This is a genomic window from Methanococcus voltae, assembly GCF_017875395.1.
Classification (GTDB): Archaea; AGJL01; Methanococci; order Methanococcales; family Methanococcaceae; genus Methanococcus; species Methanococcus voltae_C.
This window is the reverse complement of the sequence record NZ_JAGGMO010000008.1, coordinates 19,974-38,936: the sequence shown is the minus strand read 5'-3', so window position 1 is coordinate 38,936 and position 18,963 is coordinate 19,974. Positions and strand designations below refer to the sequence as shown.

The 18,963-nt window shown below is 28.6% G+C and carries 16 protein-coding genes; 10 read left to right on the top strand and 6 right to left on the bottom strand.

The window, feature by feature from the left end; all coding sequences use genetic code 11:
* Positions 1–31: 31 nt before the first annotated feature.
* The 5 genes from J2127_RS07770 (at position 32) to J2127_RS07750 (ending at position 6,837) form a co-directional block, all read left to right on the top strand.
* Positions 32–1,204, top strand: coding sequence for a methyltransferase (locus J2127_RS07770; RefSeq protein ID WP_209732995.1), 1,173 nt, complete (start codon positions 32–34; stop codon positions 1,202–1,204).
* A 171-nt stretch (positions 1,205–1,375) separates the two neighbouring features.
* Entirely contained in the window at positions 1,376–2,563 is a 1,188-nt protein-coding gene (locus J2127_RS07765) for a methyltransferase (protein WP_209732994.1), read from the top strand.
* Positions 2,564–2,788: 225 nt separating this feature from the next.
* Positions 2,789–3,610 carry a hypothetical protein gene (locus J2127_RS07760; RefSeq protein WP_209732993.1) on the top strand — a complete coding sequence of 274 codons (822 nt, stop codon included), beginning with the start codon at positions 2,789–2,791 and terminating at the stop codon, positions 3,608–3,610.
* 258 nt (positions 3,611–3,868) lie between these two features.
* The gene (locus tag J2127_RS07755) at positions 3,869–5,686 is read left to right on the top strand and encodes a DUF128 domain-containing protein (protein ID WP_209732992.1); all 1,818 of its coding nucleotides are present in this window, start codon (positions 3,869–3,871) and stop codon (positions 5,684–5,686) included.
* 224 nt (positions 5,687–5,910) lie between these two features.
* Complete coding sequence (locus tag J2127_RS07750; protein ID WP_209732991.1) at positions 5,911–6,837, top strand: sugar phosphate isomerase/epimerase family protein; 927 nt, start codon at positions 5,911–5,913, stop codon at positions 6,835–6,837.
* Positions 6,838–6,878: 41 nt separating this feature from the next.
* Here the strand turns inward: J2127_RS07750 and J2127_RS07745 are convergent, their stop codons facing one another.
* Positions 6,879–7,085 carry a FeoA family protein gene (locus tag J2127_RS07745; RefSeq protein ID WP_209732990.1) on the bottom strand — a complete coding sequence of 69 codons (207 nt, stop codon included), beginning with the start codon at positions 7,083–7,085 and terminating at the stop codon, positions 6,879–6,881.
* A gap of 474 nt (positions 7,086–7,559) precedes the next feature.
* Here J2127_RS07745 and J2127_RS07740 point away from each other — a divergent pair, with 474 nt between their 5' ends.
* A complete protein-coding gene (locus J2127_RS07740) occupies positions 7,560–7,982 on the top strand; it encodes a metal-dependent transcriptional regulator (RefSeq protein WP_209732989.1) in 423 nt (140 codons plus the stop codon).
* A 99-nt stretch (positions 7,983–8,081) separates the two neighbouring features.
* Here J2127_RS07740 and mvk read toward each other — a convergent pair whose 3' ends face one another.
* Both mvk and selB read right to left on the bottom strand, forming a co-directional pair.
* Positions 8,082–9,191, bottom strand: coding sequence for a mevalonate kinase (gene mvk, locus J2127_RS07735; protein ID WP_209732988.1), 1,110 nt, complete (start codon positions 9,189–9,191; stop codon positions 8,082–8,084).
* Positions 9,192–10,757, bottom strand: a complete 1,566-nt coding sequence (gene selB, locus J2127_RS07730; protein WP_209732987.1) for a selenocysteine-specific translation elongation factor — start codon at positions 10,755–10,757, stop codon at positions 9,192–9,194.
* Positions 10,758–11,026: 269 nt separating this feature from the next.
* Between selB and J2127_RS07725 the strand changes: the two genes are divergently transcribed.
* The gene (locus J2127_RS07725; protein ID WP_209732986.1) at positions 11,027–12,244 is read left to right on the top strand and encodes an FAD-dependent oxidoreductase; all 1,218 of its coding nucleotides are present in this window, start codon (positions 11,027–11,029) and stop codon (positions 12,242–12,244) included.
* A 108-nt stretch (positions 12,245–12,352) separates the two neighbouring features.
* Here J2127_RS07725 and J2127_RS07720 read toward each other — a convergent pair whose 3' ends face one another.
* On the bottom strand, positions 12,353–13,507 hold the full coding sequence (locus J2127_RS07720) for a hypothetical protein (RefSeq protein ID WP_209732985.1): 1,155 nt from the start codon (positions 13,505–13,507) through the stop codon (positions 12,353–12,355).
* A gap of 255 nt (positions 13,508–13,762) precedes the next feature.
* Here J2127_RS07720 and J2127_RS07715 point away from each other — a divergent pair, with 255 nt between their 5' ends.
* Together J2127_RS07715 and J2127_RS07710 are read left to right on the top strand one after the other, a co-directional pair.
* Positions 13,763–15,112, top strand: a complete 1,350-nt coding sequence (locus J2127_RS07715) for a GTPase (protein WP_209732984.1) — start codon at positions 13,763–13,765, stop codon at positions 15,110–15,112.
* 135 nt (positions 15,113–15,247) lie between these two features.
* Complete coding sequence (locus tag J2127_RS07710) at positions 15,248–15,910, top strand: TIGR00266 family protein (RefSeq protein ID WP_209732983.1); 663 nt, start codon at positions 15,248–15,250, stop codon at positions 15,908–15,910.
* 103 nt (positions 15,911–16,013) lie between these two features.
* Here J2127_RS07710 and J2127_RS07705 read toward each other — a convergent pair whose 3' ends face one another.
* A complete protein-coding gene (locus tag J2127_RS07705) occupies positions 16,014–16,667 on the bottom strand; it encodes a ThiF family adenylyltransferase (RefSeq protein WP_209732982.1) in 654 nt (217 codons plus the stop codon).
* An 85-nt stretch (positions 16,668–16,752) separates the two neighbouring features.
* Positions 16,753–17,670, bottom strand: a complete 918-nt coding sequence (locus J2127_RS07700) for an RlmF-related methyltransferase (protein WP_209732981.1) — start codon at positions 17,668–17,670, stop codon at positions 16,753–16,755.
* Between the two features lie 232 nt (positions 17,671–17,902).
* On the opposite strand from J2127_RS07700, the gene J2127_RS07695 reads away from it, so the two are divergent.
* Positions 17,903–18,949: a transcriptional regulator gene (locus J2127_RS07695; protein WP_209732980.1), complete on the top strand. Its 1,047-nt coding sequence runs from the start codon at positions 17,903–17,905 to the stop codon at positions 18,947–18,949.
* Positions 18,950–18,963 lie beyond the last annotated feature (14 nt).

Genomic DNA, 18,963 nt, shown 5'->3' with positions numbered 1-18,963 from the left:
TTTAATTAACTTAACAAATTTAGGTGGAAAAATGAGCAAAAACGTAATGGAATGTCCAAAATTAGGACCCGAACACATTGAAAATCTTTTTGAAGAAGCATATTTAGGTTTAAGAAAATTTTACTTAATGGAATTCAGTTTAAAATACAATATATACGAACTCCTAGAAGAACCAAAAACTTTTGAACAACTCAAAATATGGTTTGAAGAACAGGGTTTTAAACCTAATGATAACTTATTATTAAATTTATTGGACGCACTAGTGCAATTTGGATTAATAAATAGATACAACCGATCCCATAACAGTGCAGAAACTTATTACGAAACTTCAGAGATTGCAAATATTTACTTAAATCCAAAATCTGAATTTAGTGGGATAGACTCTGTATCGCCACTACTTACATACAAAGGCAGAGCTAAAAAATGGATTAATTTAGAAGATACCTTTATGGGAAAAGAGCCTAAATTAAAAGAAAAATCATTTTTCAGCGAAGCAGTTAGAAGAATGGTTACTGATTGCCGTTCCCGTAAATTAAAAGCTACAATTGATTATTTATCTCAGTTCGAGGAAGTTAAAAACGCTAAAAGTATTTTAGATGTTGCAGGCGGTCACGGTTTGTATGGTATAGCGTTATCATACCTAAATGAAGACTCAAAATGTAAAATATTTGATTTACCAAAAGTTTGCGAAGAAACAGAAAAATACATTGAAGAATACGGTTCTGATAGAGTAACTACTGCACCCGGTGACTATTACAAAGGTACGATTGTTGAAACGTTAGACGATTCAAATTCAAAAGGATATGATTTAGTATTTACTTCCCATAGCCCTGGTTGTAAAAGTATTGAAGTAATTGATAAAATTTACGATGCAATGGCTCCAAATGGTGTATTTGTAAATAAACAAATATTTTCAGAAGGAATCGGAGACGAATACAAGCTTAGACAAAGTTTTGAAAACATTGATTGGAATATGTTTTCATTTTCCTCACTTGGAAAAGAAGGAGCAAGCAATACTTTTAAAAACGATTTAACGTTAGATGGATATATAAGTTATATGAAAGAAAAAGGCTTTGAATTATTAGATATATATTCATTTGATGAAAGAAGAAGCGTTAAAAATGAAGTTAGTTATAAATGTAACCCTAAAATAATGAATAATCAGATGGGAAGCTATATAATCGTTACTAAGAAAATAAGATAATAATTAATATTTCAATATCAATAATTAAATCATATTAAATAATATTTTTGTATCTTACAAATTTATATGGATTTATTGCAAATTATTGAATTATTAATTATTTATTGAATTATTAATTATTACAACATAATATATTTATTACGGCATAATACAATAATAAATGGTGAAAAAATGGCTAAAAATGTATTGGAAACCCCTAAAGTTGGACCTGAACAAATCGAAGACCTTTTTGAAGACGCTTACCTAGGTTTAAGAAAGTTCTTTTTATTAAAGTACTGCTTAAAGTACAATGTCTTTGAACTCTTAGAAAAACCTAAAACTTTTGAAGAAATCGCTGTATGGTTTGAAGAGCAAGGATTTAAACCAAATAATAATTTATTAGAAAGCATATTAGACGCTTTAGTACAATTTGGATTAGTAAAGGTTTATCACCCAGCATATAATTCAGAAAATGTATTTTACAAGGCTACTGAAATCTCAAAAACATATTTGAGTTCAAATTCAGAATATAGTAAAATAGATTCATTAGCTCCTTTCTTCACTTACGGTGAAAGAGCAAACAGATGGATTAACTTAGAAGAAACTTTGAAGTCCGGAGAATTAAAAACTGAAGAAGGTTCTTTCTTCCCAGATATAATTAAAAGAATGGCAATTGATTGTAGGGCGGGCGAATTAAAATTAACAATTGACTATTTAAAACACTTTGAAGACATTAAAAACGCTAAAAGCATTTTAGATGTTGCAGGCGGTCACGGTTTGTATGGTATAGCGTTATCATACTTAAATGAAGATTCTCAATGTAAAGTATTTGATTTACCCGAAGTTTGTGAAGAAACAAAAAAATACATTGAAGAATACGGTTCTGATAGAGTATCAACAATACCAGGTAACTTCTTTACTGATAACTTTGTAGATACACTAGATGATTCAAATTCAGAAGGTTATGATTTAATATTCAGTTCATACAATCCAGGGGGTAAAAACCCAGCAGTGATTGACAAAATTTGTGAAGCGACAGCTTTAAACGGCATATTTGCAAATAAACAAGCATTTCCTGAAAATATCGGTAAAAAATACGCTACTAAAAAAGCTTTTGATGGTATAGACTGGAATATGTTTAGCTTTACGGGAACTAAAAAAGAAAAAATTTGCTATACCTTTGAAAATAGCTTAACTTTAGAAGGATATGTAAGCTACTTAGAAGAAAAAGGCTTTGAAATATTAGGTATTTTCTCCGTAGAAAATAAAAAGTCTTTAAACAGTGGAAAACGTCATCATCACCATGCTGCTAAAAGGCACCACTACAACAATATAAAAACAGGTAATTACATCGTAGTTGCTAAAAAAGTTAGAAATTAAATCATTATTTATTTTATTTTTTATTTTTTATTACATTATTTATTACATTATTTATTACATTATTTATTACATTATTTATTACATTATTTATTGTATATTTTTATCATACTATTTATTTAATTATTATTTTTTAATTTTTTTTATTCATTCACATTGTTCGGTCAATTCCTTACATAAACTTTATTTATATATAATTTTTAAGGCATAGTATTATTTGGTGATAAAATGAATATAAAAAAACTTGCAATGCTATTAATGGTAATCGGTTCTTTATTCACTGTGCCAGTTTTTGCAACCTCGGAAAATTCAAGCTCTGAAGACATCAAACCAGTTTTGATAAGTGCAGAAATTGATGAAACAGAATCAAATAACGAATATACATTATCTAACTTATTAGCAGACATTTGGAATAAAATTTTAAATTTCTTCGGATTTAATACTGAAGATACTGATGATAATAACGATAATACAGACAATTCAAATAATGTAGACAATATTAATAATTCAAATAATATCACAGATGAAAATAAAACAACTGAATTAGAAGATAACTATACATACGGTAAAATTATAGAAATTTTAGAAGAAGACGAACACGGTACTTACAAAATAAAAATAAATACAAGTGAAAACACAATCTTATTCATTGGCGTAACAAATGAAACTGAAATCATAACTACCTCTGGGGAAATTGAAGAAGGATCAGCTATTAAAGTACAAGGCGACATCATGTTGATGAGTTACCCCGGTATTTTAATCGCTAACAGCGTAGAAGTAATAAAAGAATATGAATTACCAAGTTACACCTACGGAACCATCGTAAACATTTCAGAAAAAGATGAAAATGGAGTATACGACATAAAAATAAATACAAGTGCTAATACACCATTATTTATAAGAGTAGGTCCTGAAACAAAAGTATTATGTAACGAAGAGGACATAAAAGCTGGTTCAGTACTTAAAGTAGAAGGAAAAATCATGTTGAGAAGTTACCCTGGTATTTTAATCGCTAACAGCATTGATATCGTAGATAGCTTACCTAATTAAGTAAATAACAATTAATTTTAATTAATTTTCTATTTTATTTCTATTTTATTTTTATTTTATTTTTATTTTATTTTATACTTAGTTTATTTCTATTTTATTTTATACTTAGTTTATATTCTTCTATTTTTATCATTTCTATTTCGTTTCCTTTACATTATTTTTTTAGACAAAATTTGCCAATTTAAAATCTATAGTTATATATAACAAATTAAACATATTCAACTTATTATATAATTTTAATTTAGGTGAGGGACACAAATGACTAAAAACCTAAATATTGCTATTTTGAATTTACTCTCAAAATATAATAAACCAATAGGGGCTAAGATAATAGCCGAAGATTTAAAATTACGCGGATACGAGATAGGAGAGCGTGCGGTTAGATACCATTTACAATCTATGGATGACGAAGAACTAACAAAGCGAGTGGGTTATTCTGGCAGGATTATAACCGAAAAGGGAACTGAAGAATTACAAAAAGCCAATGTAGCCCACCGTATAGGTTCTGTTTCCGCTAATATATATGATAAAATTATAAAAAATAACTATCCAGAAACAATAATCATAAACACAGGAATATTTGATTTAGAGGATAATTTAAACGATAATATAAAGGATATAAATTTAAGAAATAATTCCGTTGATAAATTAAAAGATTTAATTTTATCTAGTTTTATGAAAGGTTTTAGCACTGGAAATTATTTAAAAATGGAAGAATTGGCAAATGAAATAACCGATAAAGTAACTGGTAAAATAACAAGTAATGTTTCAAAATTAAAGGTTGAAACACTATGTAATGTGAATTTTGACAATTATTTAATTAAAAATGGAATAATGCCTATGCCAAAACACGGGGGAGTTGTTAAATACGAAGATGGCGAGCCTGTTAACTTTAAAGGTGTTATTGAATTTAAAAAATCATCCGTAGACCCATTAATAGCGTTCATAATGCAAAAAAAGACAGATGTCTTGGGCGTAATGGAAAATGGCGAAGGTTACATACCTGCCAACTTTAGAGTTATTCCAAAATCAAAATTGAATGACTTTAAACAGCTTTTGAAAAAAGATGATTTAAAATCAGTAATATGTTATGGGGAAAACAACATACTAGGGATAAATTTAAATGATGAAGAAATAGGTGTAGCCTTAATAGGAGGTCTTACTCCGCTTTGCCCACCCGTAGAGCTAGGTTATACCTTAGAAATTGACCCAAGTACCACCATAATAGATAATCCCAAAATTCAAGTGCCTAAAGAAAACATCATTGAACCAATAGAAGTGACCGACGACTTTTTAAACAAGTACAAGTTTAAAAACTACGGTAAATCTAATACAAAGGGTTATGATATATGTAATATCGAAGATTTAAAACGTCTGAACGTTTTAAAAGATTATAATGTCAAACCAGTTTTATCAAAAATGATTTCAATGATGCACGAAGTAAAATTTGACATCAAGAATGAATCAGGTCAAATTATCGTAAATATGGCAAAAATAGATTTAAATCATATCGAAAATGAAGAAGATGTTTTAAAATTATTGAAAGAAGTATATAAAAAAGATTTATCAATTTCCAATAAATTAAAGATTGAAAAAGATGTTAAAAATGGTTTCTTAAATATTTATACAATCTGTTCATTAACTTTCGACGGCATACTCCTCAATAATCAAATCCCTGTACTTCCATACTATGGGGGCTTATTAGAGCGCCCCGAAATGAGATTTATAGAAGCTATTTCCTATGAAGGTACTTCATTAGACCCTCACGAAGTATTTTTTGATAAATCAGACGGTAAAAACACCATATTGGCAGGTATTAGGAAAGTACCAATGTTCTCAAAATCAAAAATTGAAGAAATTTATGAAGATTTAGGTTGGAATTCAATATTAGAATATGGCAAACCAAATAATGATTTATGTGGCATACGAGTAGAAAGCGAAATGCTAGGTTATGTAACTTTAGGGGGCACAAATCCGTTTGCATACTTAAACGTTAACAAAATACCGGTAAAAATTGAAACACATTACAGAATAATGGATTATTCAGAATTAGATGATTATGATTTAATTTTATAATTTAACTTTTTCTATTTTTATTTTCTATTTTTATTTTCTATTTTTATTTTCTATTTTTATTTTCTATTTTTTTATTTTTTTTAGTAGTTTACCATATTTTATATTAATTTTCATAAGTTATATATTACCTATTTTTCATATATTATACTACAAGATTATGAATACAACATATCAATACAGAATTTAGTAATTTATAATTATAAGACACTGAAAAGAGGGATTAGATGTCTGAATTAATAAAATCAAAAAATTCAAAACCTTGTATTGGGGTTACATCGTTATTTTTTTGGGAATATCCTATCGAAGAGATAATCGATGCAGTTAGGGAATTGGGATTATCATGTTTTGAATTTGTGGTAGAAAATCCAGAATTTTGGAAAAATAGGTATGATGAAGACTATTTGAGAAATTTAAAAAAAGAAATGGTTAAAATAGATTATTTAAGTATACATTCACCTTATTTGGAGTTAAACCCTGCATCTACGAATGAAAATCTTCGAAATATTACCTTGGAAGAAACCTTTTGGGCTTTACACGTTGCAAAATTTTATGGTGCAAAACATATGGTTTTTCATGCAGGTCAACGAAGTGCTAAACGACTACCTCGTATTAATGAAGAATACGCATACTTAACTAATTATATAAGGCTTTGCTCTAAATTTAATGAGTACATTGAATATAGCGACTTAGAATCTGTTCAGCAAGTTGACGAATTGATAAAAAAGGAAATAATACTATCTATTGAAAATTCCCCGAAAGGATTAAATAAACTCTGCAAAACGCCTGAAGAAATAAATTACTATTTAGGTAAATACGAAAAATTAAGATTTACACTTGATTTCGTACATGCTAATGCCGACGTGCAAGAATTTTTAAGAAAAGTTGATACTTCAAAAATTTCCAATATTCATATTTCAGGTTTAGATTCTAAAAAATCAGAGCATTATTCATTAGTACATTCAGAAGAACCTTACAAATCGCTATTTGAAAAATCATTGTATGATTTAGTCTATAAATATAATTACAAAAGTTCAATTATCTTAGAATTAAATGACCTATTATTTAATAAAGGTAATGAAATGACAAAAGAGCATAAAATAGATATAATGTCAGGGGAAATCAATCACATCTATGAAATTTTAGAATTGTAAAACTCTAAAGTTTTAAAAATTAATCTTAAATTTTTATAGTATTATTTTACCATAATTTTATCAGCCATTCCTCGACCGATAGCTATTTTACTGTTTCCCACTCTGACTAATAAAGGACCCTGACTTTTGTTTAATACAGTCAATTTACATCCTGGAATAATTCCGAGTTCGTAAAATTTCCTACAAGCTCCACCGTTTACTTCTAATACCGTGTATGAACCTGGGTTTTTTGATAAAATACTTTCCATAAAATCACCCTTGATGTTTTATTATTTATGGGCGTTAATTCAGTTGATTTAATAATTTCAGTAATATTTTATTAATATAATAATTCTAGTAATCTTTAATACTTTTATTATAATTAAATAATTTAAACTAACTTAAATATATAATGTACTTCCTACTATATATAATTTATTAAAGATACTTAATTAATGTTGGTTAAAAATTTTAATTTGGTTTAAAACTTTAAATACTATAAACGATAGATATACATAAGTAACATGATTTCAGCATTTGTTATTACCCGAATTATTAATTAGTAATTTATTAAGTTATTAGTTATTAGTTATTAATTATTAATTATTAATTTATATTATTAATCCACATGCCACGTTTTATACAAATGTAAGGTAATAAGAATTACGACTTATAAATTATGAATTACAAATATATGTGAAATATGCTAAATATACAAAGTACACACCCACGGTGGTGATTTAATGATTTCTCCAAACATTGAAGATTATCTTGAAAGTATTCATATGTTTACACAAAAAGAACAAAGACCTGTAAAAACAACCGAATTAGCAAATTTATTGGGCGTTAAACCCGCTGCAGTTACCGGAATGGCTAAAAAATTAAGTAGTGAAGGCTATATTATATACGAACCTTACGTAGGAATAAAATTAGATGAAAAAGGCGAATTAATCGCAAGAAAAATATTAAGAAAACATAGGATTATTGAACACTTTTTAACTGATTGTTTGGACTTGGATTTAGAAAAAGCGTGTAAGGAAGCTTGCAAATTAGAACACTCGATGAGTGACGAAACAATTGAAAAACTTTACGAATTTATAAAAAAACCTAAAACTTGTCCTCACGGCGAGGAAATCGAAAAAACATTCCCTGAGGGTAATAAGTAATAAAAAATAATTTTTATATTTTATATATTATTCATTATTTTTTGTTTATTTTATATATTATTATTTTATTATATTAAATGTTATATTAAATATTATTTATTATTCTAAGTACATTTTACATTCAAAAATTCCTTTAACAGATATTTTTTTAAGATTATCAATTAATTCATTCTTATGAGAGCTATTTTCATCTAAGAGAATTATTGCACAACCACCGCCACCTGCACCAGTTAATTTAGCACCTAATCCATATTTAGAACCTAATTCTACGACTTGGTCAATTTTCTCAGTAGATATATTCAATTCTTTTAGGAACATATGGTTTTGAACCATTAAATTACCAAATTCTATTTTATCGTCACAAGTTTTTAATTTTAAGATTATTTGTCCAATTTTAGAAAATATTTCATCTTTTTTAGGATTACTCCCAACCTCTTGGACTAATTCGGCGGTTTTTCTGCTTCTTTCTTCAACGTAAACTATTAAGAAATTGCAAGTTTTTATAAATTCAACAAATTCATTGTTTAAATTATTAGGGTTATACCCATTGTTAGTTATTTCTAAAATACCACCCATTGAAACCGTATAAGTATCAGTTATACTTGCCCTACCCTGTATTTCTTTTTCAACACTATATGCGATTTCTGCCATTTTGAGATTAGATAACGAATTAAACTCGTTACCTAATAACTTACTACCCAATAATTTAGATACTAATTTGATAGTGGTTAATACTGCAGAGGCTGAAGAGCCTAGTCCACAACTAACAGGCGTTTCAGAATGCAAGGATAATTCAAAAGGAACAATCAAGTTCTTAATATCTTCAACAGGGGCATTTTTATTTTTATTTTTTAAGTAGATTAGGTAGTTTAAAGTATTTTTGATTGCACAAACTACGTATTTAACGTTTTTATCAATTTTATTAATATCCAAATTTAAAAAATTTTTTATTTCTTCTTCTGTTCCAATACTAATTTCAATTTCTTCGTCTAAATCTTCCAAATTTACTTTAATTTTATCAGATTGCAATTTTTTAATAGTGCCGTGTGTTTTTAGATCTATTGCCATTGAAATAGCGGGATATCCATCTACAACAGCATGTTCTCCAAATAAAATTATTTTTGAAGGGCTTTGTTCGGAGATATCGTTACCATTAAAATTACAATTAATATTACAATTAATATTACAATTACATCCATTATCTTTCATTTAGCCCCACCTTCTGAGCCTTTTCAAAAGTACAACGTCCCTATTGCCAATATCTGCATCAAAATCAGCTACAAGCACCCCTTTAGTACCGAAAGTACCTTTAATCTTTCCGATGGCTTTAATATATTCAGGACGTTGGGATTCAATAACATCATTTTCAGACAATAATTTTTTAACTTCTTCAATATTCTTCGATTTATCAATAACGTAGACTTTTTCACCGATTAAGTTTTCGGCATTGGATTTTGAAGGTGCTAAATTTTCTATGCTAACTCTTCCTTTCTCTATTCTAATGGTTCCGTCCCTTAAAACTTCTTTTTTAATATTCAACTCTTTTAAAGATTCAAAACTTTCTACGGTTCCGTGACCACAAATTCTAAGCGTAGTAGGCGGTAAATCTAACCTTGTTATTAATATTCTGTCCCCAACTTCTGCGAGTACCTTATCATCAAGTTCAAATGAGCAGTAGCACTCTTGTCCTGCACTAACTTGATTTACAATTAAGTTTTCGGTTTTGTTGTTTTGAGGGTCTAAAACCTTTCTATAGGTAATTACCTTCGCAGGAACCGTCAACATTCCTACATTAAGGTGTACAGTCATTTTAGGGGTTAAATTGTATCGGAATATATCAGAAATCTTTACTTTAGCTACTATTTTGTCAACCATTTGTAATTTAGTATCTTTTGAAGTTAATATACAGCCACGGTATATTTGTTTAGCTTCTACGTTTTGTAGTGCCATACCAACACGATCTCCGGCTTCTGCTTCCCCTACGCTCTTTTTAAACCGTTGAATACTTCTTACTTTTGTTTCCATATTTATGGGTAATATCTGCAATTCATCGCTAACTTTAACAATACCTTTGTTTATAGTCCCTGTTACAACAGTTCCCGCCCCTTTAATTGGAAATGCGTGGTCTAACGGCATTTTAAAGTAATTATCAGTGTTCCTGTCAAGTTTATTTTCTTTTTCAAGTTTTAATAAATTTTCCATTATTGAATTTTTTAAATTATCGATTCCGATATTGCTTTTTGCAGAAATTTCCAAAATTTCGCTATTTTTTAAATTCTGGGTTGAATTAAGTATGGAATTCATAAATAACTTTGTTTGTGCAATTTCGTCATTATTTGCATTATCTATTTTCGTAATAACCACGATTGTAGGTATCTTAAAGTTATCTAATATGAGTAAATGCTCTCCAGTCTGTGTTTTTGGCCCTTCCTTTGCATCCACAACTATTAGCGCAATATCAATTATATCCGCAGCACTAACAACGGTTTTAATTAAATCAGCGTGTCCGGGAGCGTCAACAAGCGTAACCATGTAATTTTGGTTTGTTTCTTCTTTCACTAGGTTAAAAGATGAGAATCCCATATCTATAGTTATTCCTCGCTTTTGGGATTCTGGTAACTTGTCGAGTGATGAAGTAGAAGCTATCTCGGTTAATACGCTGGACAATGTAGTTTTCCCGTGGTCGATGTGTCCAAAAATTCCTAAATTAATGTTTTTTAAGTCTTTTAATTCTTTTTCGCTTAATTCGTTTAATTCTTTTGATAAATCTGCCATAATAATCGTACCATAATTAAGTAATTTTAATCAATTAAGTTTAATAAATTTCTAAATATAATATTGTATATTACTTTATATTACTTTATATTATGCCATATTTTAAATTATATTTTATTTCGACATATGGTTTATAAATCTATTTTAACATAATTACTATTGCTAACTAAAAAAATAAAATTATAATAAAATAAAATTATAATAAAATAAAATTATAATAAAATAAAATTATGATATAGTAATATAAAAAATTCATATTGGGGGTTATTATGGATTTATCAAATGTAACGGTGGCAGTAGTAGGTGCAGGTCCTGCAGGGTCATCTTGTGCTAAAAAGCTTTCGAGAATGGGAATATCTGTAGATTTATACGAAAAAGATAAATTAGGAGGCCTCTGTTTAAATTACGGATGTAAATACATAAACGCACTTAAAGAAGTTTCTGATTCGATAGACCGGCTAAATGAAATTAAGGGAGAATCCAATGCGCCTAAATATACTTTAAATGACTTTATGAGCTTTGAAACATTAAACAAAAAAATAGACGAAGTCCATTCTAGTATTAGAAAGAATAGTTTTGAAAAATTAAAAAAAGAAGGCATAAAAGTAATATATAAGCGATTTGAAAAGGAGCAAGAGCAAAACTATGATTATGTAGTTTACGCCACAGGCATGGAATATCCTAACGTTTACGAAGGAATAATATGCAATAAATACTCTGATTTGGTTAAATTAAAAGAATTGCCCGAAAAAATGATTGTAATCGGCGGTGGAATATCTGCTTCGGAAATTTCGTCGGTATTTTCATCATTAGGTACAGAAGTTAGCACTTACGTCCGTTCCAATATATTAAAACGTATTACCGACCCCGACGTTAGAAAGTACGTTTTAGACCATATAATTAATTTTAACATAATAAAAGATGAAAACAAAACTAAAGAGCTACTAAACGACGAAAACGTGTACAATTTAATAGCATTTGGAGGAACTAGACCGTTTAGTGTGAATAGTAACTTAAAGGTTCGTTGTGACGTTGAAAATATATACGCTTGCGGTGATGCCATAGGTAGGAGCAATACGCCTATTTCTGCAAGGCAAGGTGCCATCGTCGCGATTAATATACATAACGATATACTAAAAGAAACATTGATTAAATTAAAACCCGTTCCATATATGGAAGTAATACGCTTAAAAATACCTCTGGGATTAATTGGAACTCAAACCAATGATTATAAAGAGATAAAAACTGGAAATGTACATGGAGCTTACTTTGAAAAATACAGGGGCTTTAATAGAGTTTACTTTGAGGATGGAAAAGTCGTGGGGGGTGTTACCATGGGTTCACCAAATGAAGTTGCACCTTACTTTTTACAATATATCAAAGGAAATGGGGATTATGCCCATTTTTACAATATATTCCCAACATCTGACCCGTTCCCGCCGTTATTAAAAGAAATTGATAGAAAAAAGGAAGATAAAACAAATTAATGAATAAAAAAATAATAACTTAAAAGTAATAAATAAAATTAAAGAATATATAAAATTAAAAAATATATAATATATGTTATTTTTTATTATTTTTATTTTTAAAAGTATTTACTTATTTAATTTAATATACTCATTAAATGCTTCTCTTGTAGTTCCTACAACAATTCTGTAGTAATTTTCACAATTGGAAGATTTCACAGATTCTAATTTGCCCCTAATGGATACGTTTTCATCATTTAAACACTGACCTGCATAGGTATGGGTAAAAGAAACTACCTCTTTTAAGGAATTTTCAGCAACCTCATTAATATTTATATTTCCCTCGTATCCTGCTATTTCTACGTTTTCAAGTGTATATGTCGCTGGATTATCGAACATATAGTCATCGTCTTTTACTTTAGCATTTATTTTAATAAAACCATTATTTTTATAGGATTTATCGCCATAATTATCGTTTATTTCGTCCCATTCTCTTGTAGCCAGTAAATCAAACATTGTTCCATTTATGGAGCCACGATTGTATTTTCTTAATTCGTGCCATACGAATTCATCGTAATCAAGAGTATCGTCTTTAATTCTTTTATTGTATGCTTTTTTCCAGAAATTTTCAGATAATGGCGTTATTTCAGGAATTTCTTCATCTTCAAAGCATTTTTCTAAAATTTTTCTTGCTATTTTGTGATATTTCATACCATATATTACAAAATCAATGTCTGAACCTTCATTGTTAAGTTTTGGTATGGTAGAGCCTGAAACTCCCATGTTATCAAAATCAATAGGTAAATTATTCTTTTTACCACATTCTTTTAACTTTTCAGCTAATCTTTTACATTTTTCTTCCAGTGGCGTCTTGGGGTTCTTTATTATTTCCATTAATCTGTCTTTTGGACTTATAATCTGTTTTATATCGGCGTAAGGTATAGCGTGCAACAATACGTCGTTTACACTATCATAATAAACGTATCTTGGATAATTTTGTTGTAATATATCGTATGCAGTTTTCGAATCTGCTACTTTAATAAATTGCAACTCATTTCCATTTTCGTCTAATTTAATTCGTACATCGTCTTTATTTAAATTATATATACATAATAATTCGTCAATTTCCTTATTTGTCACTTCTGATAGTTTATTTAAATTAATGTACCTTAAAAATGCAATTATTCTGTCATTTGGGTGTTGATATGTATTAACTGCAAAATAACCCTCTTCAGTTTCTACAAAATCTCTTAATCTTGCTCTTAATGCTCTTAAATTTGACATTTTTACACCGATTTTAATAATTTTATGGATTATTTATCTATTTATCATATTATATAACTATTTTTATATGATTCTACCAATTCTATCAATTTTAATAATTCTATCAATAATTTACACTGATAATTATTTAAATGATATGCTACTATTTTAATTGATACAACTTGAAATTTATAAATTTATAATTAAACTTTATAACTTTATAACTTAAGGACGTATAGATGTATAAAAGTATTTAATCAATTTTATGGTGAAATCATGGAAAAGAAAAAATCAACACTTAGAATATCAACAAAATTAAAGGTTAAAGGGATAATAACAGAATGTGACGTTATTTTACTAGTGGTAGATGCTAGAGACCCCGAAACTACCCGTAACTACGATTTAGAAAGTAGTATTATTCACAATGGTAAAAAACTTATATATGTACTGAATAAAGCCGATTTAGTACCTAAAGAAATCTTAGAAGTTTGGAAAAAGAAATTTATGGCAGAAAATCCTGACGCTTCAGTCGTATTTGTTAGTGCTACCCATAAGTTAGGTACTAAAATATTAAGGGACGAAATAAAGCTCCATATTTATGCTAATGCAAAAAATAAGGCTAAAAACTCATCCAATCCTAATCCAAATATTAATTCCCATCCAAATTCATCCAAACCTCAAAACATTGGCACTGTAGGTGTAGTAGGATACCCTAACGTAGGTAAATCTTCAATTATCAATTCACTTACGGGCAAAAAAAGTGCTAGAAGTGGTTTAGTTGCAGGTTTAACTGTTGGAGAGCAATGGATTAAGCTTACAAAGGATATAAAATTATTAGACACCCCCGGAATAATCGAACCAAACGATGACGACGAATTGATAATATCAGGAGCTTTAAGATTTGAAAAGTCAAAAAATATCACATCTCCGGCTATTAAAATCCTCCAAAGACTTCAAAAATTTGATAATACCATATTAAGTGAGTATTATAAAATCGAGGAATTAGCAGAGATTCCTGCTGAAAAAATAGATGAAGATACGATAGAATTAATCGGTAAAAAATTAAACTATCTTGCAAAAGGTGGCATTACCGATATAAACCGAGCTTCTAGGTCTATAATCGTAGATTTCCAAAGTGGTAAGTTAAATTACTATAAAAAGGATAGGTTAGCCATCAATACAAATGACAAATCCATTAAGAGTGAAAAATTAATGGAAGAGCGAAAAGAAAAAGAAAATATTGAAAAAAAATCTGATGCAAAAGAAAAAACAAGTGCTAAAAAAGATGTAAAGGATATAAAAAATAACGAAAGCAGTAAATTAATCTTTGAGCACTTAAAAGACTGTATGTTAATTGAAGATGCAAAACAAGCCATTATGCACCTTGAAAAAATACCTGAAATGATAAACCTTGATTTAAGGGTTGGTCAGTACAAAAGAAAAAAGATACTAGCTTGTGAAAAAATTCACGATAGTTACGTACTTGTTTCAGTTGGAGAACGAACTAAAGATACTGGCAGAAAGAGAATGCAAGAATTTGCAGATAAATACGGTATTGAATTGTATTCTGAAGCTTTTAAGAAAATTGGAAACAATAACATATATATTGGAATTGGAGAAATTTAGTTTATTAATTTAGTTTATTAATTTATTGAATTAAATTAACAAATAATAATTAATCTAAATAAAAAAAGATAAAAACAATAAATGGAATAAATAATAACGTATTAATTAATTTATAAAAATTTAAGGGTGTTAGAAATGGCTTACGATTATTCTATCGAAAAAGGTCCATCATATTCAATTTTAAAGCTAAATCTTAACAATGAAGGTATAGTAACAGAAACTGGTGCAATGGTTTACATGGAACCAAGTGTGGAAATAAAAACACAAGCTAAAGGAGGCTTGTTTGGCGTATTAAAAAGAGCTGTGGTTGGCGAAAGTTTATTCCTAAACACTTTTGAGGGTTCTGGTAAATTAGCTTTAGCACCTTCTTTATCAGGGGATATACAATACCATAAATTAAATGGTACATTATACGTACAACACGGAGCTTATTTAGCCTCATCCCCTAATATTGATATAGACACCAAATTTGGAGGTGCTAAATCTTTCTTCGGCGGTAAGGGTTTATTTTTAATGAAATTAAACGGTGAAGGAGATTTATTCTTATCATCTTATGGTGCAATAGAAACAGTTGAATTAAACAATGAATCGTTAGTTGTTGATAACGGTAACTTAATAGGATTTACCGAAGGATTAGACTACCAATTAACCAAAGTAGGCGGTTTAAAATCAACTTTATTGGGTGGAGAAGGTTTAGTATACAGATTTTCAGGTACTGGAACAATATACATCCAAACAAGAAACGTAGAAAGCTTTGTGGATTTCATATTACCTTACATACCTACTCAAACCAAATAAGTTAAATAAATAATTAAATTAGATAATAAGTTAATTAATTAAATTAATTTTTTTTAAATTTTTATATATCTATTTAAAAAATATTAGAATATATTTAAAATTTCTATTTTTTAAGTTTTAATGAAGTTTTAACTATTAATTCGCTCATTTTGTCAAGTGTATATGGTGTAATTGGCTCACCATCTTTAATTAAGCCCCCAGTACCAACAACGGTATGATTTGGCATATTTTTCATAAATTCGACTGGACCTTTTGCGTCTTGCGACATTTCAACTTTTACAGGTTTTTCAATTCCAAAAACACCATTTGTAGATATAAATTGTTTATTATTTTTTAAAGCGTAATCCAATATTAATTCCCTGATTTTTAAAGTATCCCCGCCTGCTATAACGGATATTATAACATCGCCTTCTATTTCGAGGATATTTTCAATATCCACATATTTTGAAATTCCCGTTACTTTTTCAGGGTAAAAATCCTCTAAAAATTTAGCTTTAAAGTCCCCTACTTTTGCACCATATTTCCTATGGATAATATCGTTTTTATCGATTTTTGCACCGTCAAAAACTTGTATTTTTTCAAAACCGCCCCTATGGACTTCTAATAAATCCATAACTACTCTAATGCCTAAGCGACCCGCTCCAAGAACTGTAACTGTTCCAGTAGCTTTTAATCTATCTTCTAAAGCTTTTATTTCGGTTATATCCTCATTATTATTTTTATTATTTTTATTATTTTTATTATCTAATTTTTCCATAATATCCCATTTTAATTGTATTTTATTAATTTATTAAGCCATTAATTTAATATTTTTATGTTTATTGCTATGTTTATTTTTATTATTATTTTTTAATTCCAAATATAATATGTCTTTTACGTTTTCCAGACTGAATTTCGTACTTTTCCAACTTTAAATTGCAGTCTAAAATTTTATTTTCAACTAAAGTACGCCTTTCTTCGGGTTTATCGGGAAACATGAATGCAATAATTCCATTTTCATTTAAAACGTCTTTTGCTTCTTCAATTAACTTTTCCGAAAACTTTTCCCCATATTTACCACCACCAATTAGCTCGACCTTTTCGGCATCTGCACCCCCAAAACTCCGTATAGAAGCGACCGAATGGTCTGAATAGTATGGAGGATAGGTAAATATTATATCATACTTGTTGTTATTCAATTCTTTATTTAATTCTGAAATGTTTTTTATTAAATTGCCTTGCGAATTAACAAATTTAATTGGTAATTTTAATTTATCTAAATTATTGGAGTAATTTTCTCTTGCTATTTCTAAATATTCTTCTTTAATATCTGTTGCATACATGTTAATTAATTCAATATCTTTATTATCTTTATCGCATTTATTGGTTAATTCGCAGAAGTATTTTGACATTAAAATTGATAAAATCCCTGAACCAGTACCTATTTCTAAAATATTTAGTTCTGGTTTATCTTCTGATTTATCTAAAGTATCTAAGTTATTTAAAAATTCAGATATTATGTAATAAATAAACGTATATCTGTTAACTGGAGTAGGTACCAAAGCATCGCTATGGAATTTCATATTTAAGCCATACAATCCTTTTAAAATTGCTACGTTGTATTCATAAACTGCTTCTTTTGAATTAAAATCAATTTTGTAAATTTCCTTTCCCGATTTATTTATTTTTACTTCAACATATTTTTTTAAATTTTCATTAAATATTATGGCGTCTTTTATTTTTAATCCAATAAATTTGTCATCGATATTCTTTTTTTCCATGATTTAACCTAAAATATTTATAATTGTGTTTAACCCAGCGTAATATTAACTATATAATTATATATAGAGTATAACTATAATTGTATTAAATATATTTACTTTAACGTACTTTATGTAATTTATGAATGTTATGAATTATGAATTTTATGAATTTTATGAAAGTTTATACAATAAATAATTACAGATTATACCAGTAAAGTAACTTATAAAATATAAAAAAAGCGTGGTTATAATGCGAGAAGTATTATTATCAGAATGTATTCAAATACTATATGAAAATAATTTTGTAATTTCAAAGCCATCCTTGGACAGATCGTGCTTTGATTTAATAGCAAGAAGGGGAAACACGAGATTGCTTATAAAAGTGTTAAAAAATATTGATAGCTTAAGCTCTCAGCAATCTGATGAATTATGTAAAATAGCGTCTATAGTATCCGCTACACCCATAATAGTTGGTTCTAGAACTCGTAATTCAACAATGGAAGACGAAGTAGTTTATGAACGTCACCATATAAAAGCAGTAACTACAAAAACTTTTGAAAACCAGATAACCGGGCGACCTCCTGTAGTTTATGCCGATAGGGGCGGTTTTTTCGTTAATATCGACGGTAGTGTGTTAAAAAGAACCCGTGAGCAGTTGAATATTTCAGTCGGCGAACTAGCGGAAATATCCCGTGTTTCAAGGAAAACTATATACAAATACGAGCAAAACGAAGCAAACCCGTCCGCTGAAGTTGCAATTAAAATTGAGGAATATTTGGACGTCCCACTTGTTAAGGGTTTGCACATTATAAGAGAAGATATCGAGATATCGAGCAGAGAAAAACACGTCGAGCCTAATATCAACGATAATATCAAAAATGAAGTAAGTGGTATAAACAGCGAATCGACCAAAAATCATCAAAGCCATCAAAGCCATCAAAATCAATTTGAGGAAGACAGTTTTAAAAGTAACGTACTTGACTTATTTAGCGATTTAGGGTTTAATGTAACTGAAACAACTAGGGCACCTTTTGACGCGCTCGGGGAAGATAAGGAAAACTCTAAAAACTTGTTGTTTACAAATATTCAAGAATCCAGCAACGAAGAAGTAAAAAGAAAAGCTTTAATAGTCAATGAGATATCAAAATTATTCAACAGTCATTCAATTTTGATATTGGAAAACAAAGATATGCAATATAAAAGAATTGCAGCGCTTAGTTTAAAAGAATTAGAACAGATGGGCGATACTGAAGAACTATTGAACTTTTTAAAGGATAAAAATAAAAATAAAAAATAAAAAATAAAAATAAT

Coding starts and splice junctions, on each gene's coding strand:
- J2127_RS07770 (WP_209732995.1), top strand. CDS start 32: ATGAGCAAAAACGTAATGGAATGTCCAAAATTAGGACCCGAACACATT.
- J2127_RS07765 (WP_209732994.1), top strand. CDS start 1,376: ATGGCTAAAAATGTATTGGAAACCCCTAAAGTTGGACCTGAACAAATC.
- J2127_RS07760 (WP_209732993.1), top strand. CDS start 2,789: ATGAATATAAAAAAACTTGCAATGCTATTAATGGTAATCGGTTCTTTA.
- J2127_RS07755 (WP_209732992.1), top strand. CDS start 3,869: ATGACTAAAAACCTAAATATTGCTATTTTGAATTTACTCTCAAAATAT.
- J2127_RS07750 (WP_209732991.1), top strand. CDS start 5,911: ATGTCTGAATTAATAAAATCAAAAAATTCAAAACCTTGTATTGGGGTT.
- J2127_RS07745 (WP_209732990.1), bottom strand. CDS start 7,085: ATGGAAAGTATTTTATCAAAAAACCCAGGTTCATACACGGTATTAGAA.
- J2127_RS07740 (WP_209732989.1), top strand. CDS start 7,560: ATGATTTCTCCAAACATTGAAGATTATCTTGAAAGTATTCATATGTTT.
- mvk (WP_209732988.1), bottom strand. CDS start 9,191: ATGAAAGATAATGGATGTAATTGTAATATTAATTGTAATATTAATTGT.
- selB (WP_209732987.1), bottom strand. CDS start 10,757: ATGGCAGATTTATCAAAAGAATTAAACGAATTAAGCGAAAAAGAATTA.
- J2127_RS07725 (WP_209732986.1), top strand. CDS start 11,027: ATGGATTTATCAAATGTAACGGTGGCAGTAGTAGGTGCAGGTCCTGCA.
- J2127_RS07720 (WP_209732985.1), bottom strand. CDS start 13,507: ATGTCAAATTTAAGAGCATTAAGAGCAAGATTAAGAGATTTTGTAGAA.
- J2127_RS07715 (WP_209732984.1), top strand. CDS start 13,763: ATGGAAAAGAAAAAATCAACACTTAGAATATCAACAAAATTAAAGGTT.
- J2127_RS07710 (WP_209732983.1), top strand. CDS start 15,248: ATGGCTTACGATTATTCTATCGAAAAAGGTCCATCATATTCAATTTTA.
- J2127_RS07705 (WP_209732982.1), bottom strand. CDS start 16,667: ATGGAAAAATTAGATAATAAAAATAATAAAAATAATAAAAATAATAAT.
- J2127_RS07700 (WP_209732981.1), bottom strand. CDS start 17,670: ATGGAAAAAAAGAATATCGATGACAAATTTATTGGATTAAAAATAAAA.
- J2127_RS07695 (WP_209732980.1), top strand. CDS start 17,903: ATGCGAGAAGTATTATTATCAGAATGTATTCAAATACTATATGAAAAT.